The sequence below is a fragment of the Rhizobacter sp. genome, from assembly GCA_021153565.1.
Classification (GTDB): domain Bacteria; phylum Pseudomonadota; class Gammaproteobacteria; order Burkholderiales; family Burkholderiaceae_C; genus Albitalea.
Genome location: JAJKJU010000176.1, coordinates 1 through 9,533 on the forward strand (window position 1 = coordinate 1; position 9,533 = coordinate 9,533).

Here is a 9,533-nt window from a genome sequence, read left to right on the forward strand (position 1 = left end):
CCGCAACCGCAACCGCAACCGCAACCGCAACCGCAACCGCAACCGGCGGCGGACGCGCCGGCCGGCGCGCTCGCGGCCCTGGTGGCGGAAACTTCCGCGCTACTCCAGATGCCGCCCGCCGACCTCGACATCGACGCGGAGTTCAGCGTGCACGGGGCCGACTCGGTGGTGCTGACCAACCTGGCGAACAAGCTCAACCGCCGCCACGGCCTGCGGCTCGCGCCGACGGTGTTCTTCGAATACCCCACCGTGCGGCGCCTGGCCGAGTTCCTGGCCGGCGAGCATGGCGCGGCCTTCGCGCCGCAGCCCGCCGCGCCGGCGCCTCGCGATTCCATCGCTTCCAGGCCGGCCGGCGATGCCGCGGCCGAGGAAGGCCGTCCCGCGGCCCGCACCGTGCATCAGGCCGTGCAGAACGCGGTGCACGCCACGCTGGCCGAGGTCTTCGGCCTGCAGGCGTCGCAACTCGAGCCCGAAACCGAGTTCAGCCGCTACGGCGCCGACTCGATCTCCCTCACCACCCTGGCGAACCGGTTGAACCGCGAGCACCGACTGCGGCTCCAGCCCACCGTGTTTTTCGAGCACCCCACGGTGGGTGCCTTCATCGACTTCCTGGCAAGCGACCATGCGGGCGCGTTCGCGGCCCCAAATGCCGCACCGGCCCGAGCCACGCAGCGTGCCATGCCCGAGCAGCGCCGCACCGACCGCCTGGCGGTGCCCGTGGGCCGCTTCGCGACCGCCCGCGCTGCCCCGGACGCCGGGGATGCGCGCGAGACGGCGCCGGCGACCCGCGAGCCGGTGGCCATCGTCGGGGTCAGTGCCCGCTTCCCGATGGCCGAGGACCTCAATGCGTTCTGGGAACACCTGCGCGACGGCCGCGACTGCGTGGGCGAAGTGCCGCCGGACCGCTGGGACTGGCGAACCTGCTTCGGCGACGCCCGCAGCGAGCCGAACAAGACCCGCGTCAAGTGGGGCGCCTTCATCGATGGCGTCGGGGACTTCGATCCCTTGTTCTTCGGCCTCTCGCCGCGCGAGGCGGTGTTGATGGATCCCCAGCAGCGGCTGCTGCTGATGCATGCCTGGGCGGCACTGGAGGACGCGGGATATGCGCCCTCCAGCCTGGCAGGCAGCAACACCGGCATCTTCATTGCGACCACCGGCAGCGGCTACGCATCGCTGATCAGCCAGGCGGGCCTGCCGATCGAGGGCTACAGCGCCACCGGCAACGTGCCGTCGATGGGCCCCAACCGCCTGAGCTACTTGCTGGGCGTGCACGGCCCGAGCGAGCCGATCGACACCGCCTGCTCGTCGTCGCTGGTGGCCCTGCACAAGGCCGTCTCGGCGATCGAGGCGGGCCAGTGCGACCAGGCCATCGTCGGCGGCATCAACCTGATGATCACGCCGGACTTCCACCTCGGCTTCGACAAGGCCGGCATGCTGAGCCAGGACGGCCGCTGCAAGACTTTCTCCAGCAAGGCCGACGGCTATGGCCGCGGCGAAGGCGTGTGCATGCTGTTGCTCAAGCGGCTGGCTGACGCCGAGCGCGAGGGCGCGCACATCTACGGTCTGGTCCTCGGGACGGCGCAGAACCACGGCGGGCGGGCGACGTCGTTCACCGCCCCCAACCCGAATGCGCAGGCCCGGCTGCTCGTGCAGGCCTACAGCCGGGCCGGCGTCGACCCGGCCACGGTGGGCTACATCGAGGTGCACGGCACGGGGACCGAGCTGGGCTACCCGATCGAGGTGAACGGCCTGAAGAAGGCGTTCCACGCGCTGTACCAGGACCATGGCCATGCCGCGCCCGCCGAGCCGCATTGCGGGCTGGGTTCGGTCAAGACCAACATCGGCCACCTTGAGCCGGCCAGCGGCATGGCGGGCCTGGTGAAGGTGCTGCTGCAATTGCGCCACCGCTTGCTGGCGTCCAGCCTGCATGCACAGCCGCTGAATCCCTACATCGACCTCGCCGCGAGCCCGTTCTACATCGTCACCAGTTTGCGGCCCTGGGAAGCCATGGCCGACGCCGGCGGCCGCCGCCTGCCGCGCCGTGCCGGCGTCAGCTCCTTCGGCATCGGCGGCGTCAATGCGCACGCGGTGCTCGAGGAACACATCCCCGCCCATGGCCTGCATACATGCCAGGCAGCGAGCACGGGCCCCGCGCCGGTGGTGTTGTCCGCCAGGAACGCCGACCGGCTGCAGGCGATGGCGCGGCGGCTGCTGAACTTCGTGCGACGCCACCAGGACGACCCGGCCGTGCAACTCGCCGACCTAACCTACACGCTGCAGGTGGGCCGCGATGCAATGCCGCAACGGCTGGGCCTGCTGGCGCACTCGATGCAGGACCTGGCCGCACAGCTGCAGGCCTTCGTGGATGGCGCACCCGCTCCCACGCCCCGGTACTGCGGGCCGGCGGACGCCGCGTCGGCACAGGCCGTGGCCCCCGAGGCGCTCGACCAGTGGCTGGCCCAAGGCCAGCATGAACGGCTGCTGGCGGCCTGGGTGGGCGGTCAGGCGATCGACTGGCCGCGCCTGCATGGCCTGCATGGCGACACGCGGCCGCGGCGCATCAGCCTGCCGACCTATCCGTTCGCCTGCGAGCGCTACTGGGTGCCGCAGGCGCCCGTGACGCCGCAACGCGTGGAACCCGCGGGTTCGCCCGCGGCAGCGGTCCTTGCGCCCTCGACGGCGCAGCGGCAGCAGCAGCTTCTGGCCATGTCCTGGCAAGCCGCCCCGCTCGTGCAGGAACAGTTCGTGCCGGACCGCACCGCGGTGGTGTACCTGCCGGCGCAACACGGGCTGGCGCAGGCGCTCGCGGAACGGCTCGCCGGCACGCCGGTGCTGATCGATGCCGGCCGTTGCGACGTGGCGTCGGTGCAGCCGCAGGTGCTGGCCTGCACGGCGTGGATCGACCTCACCGGGCTGTGCGAGCCCGGGCTGCGTGACGACGTGCTGGTGCTGCTGCAATCCTTGCTTGCTGCACGCACCGTCGGCCTGCGCCGGTTGCTGTACGTCACCCAGGGCCTGGAAGCGGCCGGCGGCCACGTGCCGACCGGGCTGCAGGGCGCCGCGGGCGTGGGCCTGTACAGGATGCTGCAGGCCGAGCACGGCGCGGCGGTCTCCCGCCACGTCGACCTGGATCCCGCCATGTCGTCTCCCGCGGCGCAGGCGGTGCTGCTGCTTGACGAGCTTCGCGCGGTGCCGGATGCGACCCGGGTGTGCCATCGCGGCGGCCAGCGCCTCGCGCCGGCGCTGCAGGCGCTGCCGGCCGGCGAGGAACGCGTTCCGATGCGCTGGAATGCGGGCGATGTGGTGCTGGTCACCGGCGGCACCCGCGGCCTGGGGCTGCTGTGCGCGCGGCACCTTGTGCAGCGCCATGGTGTGCGCCGGCTGGTCTTGACGGGCCGTGAACTGCTGCCTGCACGCGAGGAATGGGCGTGCCTTGAAAGCCTGCCGGCCGCCATGCAGGCCAAGGTCCGCGCGGTGCAGGCGCTGGAGGCGCTGGGCGCTGAGGTGAGGACGGCGGCCTGGTCGCTGGACCGCCCGGAGGCGGTGCGTGCGGCCGTGTGCGACATCGAGGCGTCCTTCGGGCCGCTTGCCGGCATCGTGCATGCCGCGGGCCTGGTCGACCTGGACGATCCGGCCTTCGTGCGCAAGTCGCCGGCCGGCATCGCGCGCGTGGCCGCGCCCAAGGTGCCGGGCACGCGTTCGCTGCTCGAGAGCGTGGACGCCGGCCGGCTGCGCTTCATGCTGCTGTTCTCCTCGGTGGCGGCTGCTGTCCCGTCGCTCGGCGCAGGGCAGAGCGACTATGCGATGGCCAACGCCTTCTTGGACCACGTGGCGCAGGCTCAGGGCCGGTCGGCCCGCGTGACCAGCCTCCAGTGGCCGAGCTGGCGCGACAGCGGCATGGGCGAGGCGACCAGCCGTGCCTACCTCGACACCGGCCTGCTGAGCCTGTCCGACGAAGAAGGCCTGGCCCTGCTGGACCGCGTGCTCGAAGGCAGCGGCCTGCCGCCCGTGCTGATGCCGGTGGTCGTGGATCCGGCGCGCTTCGACGCTGCCGCGCTGCTCGCGGTGCCGCGGCCGCGCGAGGTGCTGGCCGCCGTGCCTTCGCAGGGCAGCGAAGACCGCGACACGCCGGCCATGATGGCCTCCGCCGCGGCCGATGTGCAGCCGTTGCTGCGCGACCGGTTGCGCGCGCTGTTCGAGGCCGAGCTTGCGCTGAAACCGGGGCAACTGGAGCCCGGCAAGCCGTATGCGGACTACGGCGCCGATTCGATCATGCTGGCGCAGATCCTCCAGAAACTGAAGAAGGATCTGGCCCTGCCGCTCCCGCCTTCGACGCTGCTCGAGCACACCAGCATCGGCGAACTGTCGGACTGGCTGGTGCGTGAGCACGCGGCAGCAGTGTCGGCATGGCTGGGCCTGGTGTCTTCGCAGGCACCGGCTCGCGAGGCGCCGGTCATGCCTGCGCCGCGTGAGGCGGAGGCCAGGCTCGGCGACCCCATGCAGCCGCTCGCGCGGCAAAACCAGACCCCGGTTCACGTGCCGCAGCCGCTGCCGCAGCCCGCCGATGCCGTCGCTGTCGTCGGCATGGCCTGCCGCCTGCCGGGCGCGCCGGACCTGGCGTCGTACTGGACGCTGCTGGCCAGCGGTCGCTCGGCGATCCGGCCGGTGTCCGAGGACTGCTGGGGTGTGCAGACGCCATACCACGCCGCGCTGCTTGACGACGTGTATGGCATCGATCCGGCGTTCTTCCTGCTGCATCCGGATGACGTGAAGGCCATGGATCCGCAGGCGCTGGTGCTGCTGGAGGAAAGCCTCAAGGCCTTCCACCATGCGGGCTACCGCACGGACGAGGTGAGCGGGACCCACACCGGCGTGTACATCGGCGCGCGCAGCCGTGCGGCGTCGGACATGGCGCTGCTGGACGGCACGCGCAACCCGATGATGGCGGCAGGCCAGAACTACCTGGCGGCCAACCTCTCGCAGTTCTTCAACCTGCAGGGGCCTTCCCTGGTGGTCGACACGGCCTGCTCCTCGTCGCTCGTGGCGATGAAGCTCGCGGCCGACGCACTGGCCGGCGGCAGCATCGAGATGGCACTGGTCGGCGGCGTGAGCCTGCTCACCAGCCCCGCGGCGCACGACCTGTTCCAACGCCGCAAGCTGCTGCAGCCGCAGGGGCAGTTTCACATCTTCGACCGCCGGGCCTCCGGCGTGGTGCTCGGCGAGGGCGCCGGCGTGGTCGTGCTCAAGCGCCTGTCGCAGGCGCTGCGCGACGGCGACATGGTGTACGGCGTGATTGCCGGCATCGCGGTCAACAACGACGGCCGCACCGCCGGGCCGGCCACGCCGAGCCTCGAGGCCCAAAAGCGCGTGATGCGCGAGGCCTTGCGGGCCGCGGGCGCGGACGCGGCGCAAGTCGGCTACCTCGACGTCAACGGCTCGGGGTCGGAGGTGACCGACCTGCTGGAGATCAAGGGCGTCGAGGCGGTCTACGGTGTCCGGCGCGACGAGCCGTTGTACCTGGGCTCGATGAAGCCGAACATCGGCCATCCGGCCTCGGCCGAGGGCATCGCCAGCTTCATCAAGGTGGTGCTGATGCTGCACCGGCAGTCGCTGCTGCCTTTCCTGTCGGGGCAGGAACCGCCCGAGCACGTCGACATGGCGGCCGCGGGCTTCTCGTTCCCTCGGGAGTCCCGGCCGATGGCGCTGTCGCATGCGGCGCTCAACTGCTTTGCCGATGGCGGCACCAATGCCCACGTCATCGTGCGGCGGCACGCCGCTGCCCAGGCCGCAAACCGCCATGCGCTGCCGCTGCCGGCCATGCGGCGGGTGGACGCGCGAACCTTGCAGCCGCTGGATGCCGGTGCCGTCCGCGCCGTGCTCGAGCATGGCTTCTCGCAGTCCAGGGTGTGGACGAAGACCCTCGCGGCCGACCACCCGATCCTCGACCACCACGTGGTGTACGGGCAGCGGCTGCTGCCGGGCCTGGCCTGGATCGACGTGCTGTACCAGTGGTTCGCCGAGGCCGGCTTCGGCTTGCGTGGACTGCAACTGTGCAACCTGTCGATCTACCGGCCGCTGGCCGTGGAGCCCGACCGTCCGGTGCAACTGCGGCTGCGTGCCGAGCCGCAGGCCGATGGCTGGCGGGTGAGCGTGACGGACGCGGACGGCGATGCGCCCTGCGTGAGCGCGGAAATGCTGCAGGTCGTGCCCCGGAGCTTCGACGAAGTGGTCGACGTGCCGTCCCTGACGGCACCCTTGCAGGCCACGGATTTCGACGGGCTGTATGCCAGCTACCGCTCGCAGGAGCTGGTGCATTCCGGTCTGATGAAGGCCCAGGGCGCGCTGTATTCGGTGCCGGCCGGGTGGTGGCTGCGGGTGGCGGTCGACCCGGCGCATGCCGGGGATGCCGGCGACTACCTCTTCCATCCTGCCCTGGTCGATGGCAGCGCCGTCGGGGCCGGGGGCGCCACGATGGAGCTGTTGCAGGGCGAGTCGCGCCTGTTCCTGCCGCTGTTCTACGAGTCGTTCTACGCCAGCGAGCCGCTTCAGCACGCCTGCTACACGCGCATCCAGTCCTCCAGCGTCGAAGTGAAGGAAGAACTGCTCGTCATGACGATGGAGTTCTTCGACCTGGCCGGCCGCAAGATCGCCGAGCTGCTGAACTTCAAGAGCAAGCTGGTGCGCGATGCCGGCCTCATCAACCCGCATCGCCTGCGCGGTGACGCCGGGCGGCCGGCCCTGCGCACCGCAGTCGCTGCACCGGCCGCGGCCGTGCCGGATGCCGCGTCGGCAGGCTCGGTCGAGGCGCTGGTGACGCAGATCATCGCGGCGCAGGCCGGCAAGCCGGTGGAAACGCTGGACCCGTCGCTCGGCTTCTACGAGCTGGGCCTGGCCTCTGCCCAGTTGCTGGAGGTGGTCAAGGCCATCGAGTCGGCCCTGGCCACCCGGCTGTCGCCGACGCTGCTGTTCGAATACACCACGCTTGGCAGCCTGGCGAAGCACCTCCAGTCCCGGCACGCGCTGCCGGGCGCCGCGAAGGCGGCGGCCGTTGCCGCGCCGCGCGTGACGCTGCCTGCGGCGCCCGCCACCGCCCGTCCTTCGGCCCGGACCACGCACGCGCCGCTGGCGGTGCCGCAAGCCGCGGCGGGCGGGACGGCGGTGCCAGGCGTGCGGGAAGTGGCCATCGTCGGCATGGCGGGCCGCTACCCGATGGCCCGCGACATCCACGAGTTCTGGCGCAACCTGAAGGAAGGCCGTGACTGCATCACGCCGCTGCCCGAGGCGCGCTGGCCGCTGGAGCGCTTCGAGGGCCGCAGCAGCCGCACCGGCCGGCCCATCCCGGCATGGGGCGGCTTCCTGGCGGATGCCGACTGCTTCGACGCCGAGTTCTTCGGCATCGCGGCGGACGACGCCGATGCGCTGGACCCGCAGGAGCGCCAGTTCCTCGAGGTTTGCTGGGAGGCGGTGGAGGACGCCGGCTACACCCCCGAGACGCTGCTTCCGGCCGAGCCGGGCAGCTGCCGCGCCATCGGCGTGTACGTGGGCGTGATGCACAAGGACTACACCGTCCTCCAGAACGAGGCGGTGCAGCAGGGCCAGACCTTCGCGGTCTCCCTGAACTGCGCGCCGCTGGCCAACCGCGTGTCGCACTTCTTCAACTTCCACGGCCCGTCGATGGCCGTCGACACGCTGTGCTCCTCCTCGCTGACCACGGTGCACCTGGCGGTGGAGAGCATCGCGCTGGGCGAATGCAAGGTGGCGCTGGCCGGCGGGGTGAACCTGTCGCTGCACCCGAACAAGTACCTCACCTATGGCTTCCTCGACATGCTGTCCACCGACGGCCGCTGCCGCTCCTTCAGCGAAGGGGGCGACGGCTACGGCCCGGCCGATGGCATTGGCTGCGTGGTGCTCAAGCCGCTGTCGCAAGCCCTGGCCGACGGCGACGGCATCTACGCCGTCATCAAGGCCAGCACCATCAACCATGCCGGCCGCACCGGCGGCGTCACGGTGCCGTCGCCGGTGGCGCAGACGGCGCTGATCGCCGACTGCCTGGCCAAGTCGGGCGTCGAGGCCGAGTCCATCACCTACCTGGAAGCCCACGGCACCGGCACTTCCATCGGCGACCTGATCGAGTTCCAGGGCCTGACCGAGGCCTATCGCTCGTTCACCGGCAAGACGCAGTTCTGCGCGCTCGGCTCGGTGAAGTCCAACATCGGCCACGCCGAGTCGGCGGCCGGCGTCAGCGCCCTGACCAAGACGGCGCTGCAACTGCATCACCGCACGCTGGTGCCGCTGCTGCATGCGCAGGAGCTCAACCGCTACCTGGACTTCGCCAGTTCGCCGTTCCACCCGCAGGCGGCGCTGCAGCCGTGGACCGTGGAGCGCGGCGTGCGCCGCGCCGGCATCAGCGCCTTTGGCGCCGGCGGCTCCAACGCGCACGTCATCCTCGAGGAAGCGCCGCCGCCGGCGGTGCCCACGAGCCTGCCGGTGCCTGGCGACGGCGTGCTGCTGCCGTTGTCGGCCCGCAGCCCGGAGCGCCTGCAGGAGGCCGCGCACAAGCTGCTCGCCTTCCTGGACGGGCAGCCCGAACTCGATTTGGCGTCCCTGGCCTACACGTTGCAGACCGGCCGCGTCGCGTTCGAGCATCGCGTGATCGTGCAGGCGCGCACGCTGGACGAGGCGGCGCAGCGGCTGCGGCAGTTCGTCGACGGCCAGCCGGGGGCACGCTGCTGGGCGGGCCGCGCGGGCGAGCGCAGCGCCTCGGCGCAATTGCTGGACGATGACGAGGTGGTCCAGGAACTGGCGCGCAAGTGGGCCGGTTCGGGCCGCTGGGACAAGCTGGCGCAGCTGTGGGCCGCAGGCCATGCGGTGGCTTGGCAGGCGCTCTGCGCGCAGCGTCCGCAGCGGCTGCACCTGCCGACTTATCCCTTCGCGCGTGTGCGCCACTGGATGCGGCTGGCGCAGGATGGGCTGCCCCAGACGCAGCCCTCCAGCGCTGCGCGCGGCACCGCGGCATCGGCGCGCTCGTCCCTGGGCGATGCCGCCACGCCGGGCTTCGAGTGGCACTTCGTCACCGACGCCGAACCGGCACCGGGCGCCGAACCCATGCCGGCGCAGGACAAGGCGCGCCTGTTCATCCGCCAGTGGCTCGCCTCGCAGATCGCCCGGCCGCTGGAGGACATCGCGCCGCAGGCCAGCTTCCTCGAACTGGGCCTGGTATCGGCCGACGTCGTGCGCCTGACGCAGAAGATCGCCGGGCAGATCGACCCGCGTTTCCTGCCCAGCAAGCTCTTCGAGCACACCACGGTCGCGCGGCTGGCCGATCACCTCGCCCAGGCGTACGGCCCGGCGCTGGATCGGCTGCAGGCGGTGAAGGTGCCGCGTGCCGCAGAGGCCGGCGTGCCGCCCATTCCGACCCCCGCCGGCCAGCCACAGGCCGTCGACCCCACTTTGCTGGCCATGCTCGAAGCCCTCGAGAACGGCTCGCTCGCCCTCGCCGATGTCCCAGCCTCCCTGCGTGGAGGAGACTGACC

1 protein-coding gene is annotated in these 9,533 nt (G+C 71.6%); it reads left to right on the forward strand.

Translation table 11 applies throughout. The features are described from left to right. Nucleotides 1-108 precede the first annotated feature (108 nt). A complete protein-coding gene (locus AC30NL_RS10670) occupies nt 109-9,531 on the forward strand; it encodes a beta-ketoacyl synthase N-terminal-like domain-containing protein (RefSeq protein ID WP_489463981.1) in 9,423 nt (3,140 codons plus the stop codon). Nucleotides 9,532-9,533 lie beyond the last annotated feature (2 nt).

Bases quoted from the DNA above. Each gene is read 5' to 3' on its own strand.
- AC30NL_RS10670 (WP_489463981.1), top strand. From the start codon at position 109: ATGCCGCCCGCCGACCTCGACATCGACGCGGAGTTCAGCGTGCACGGG.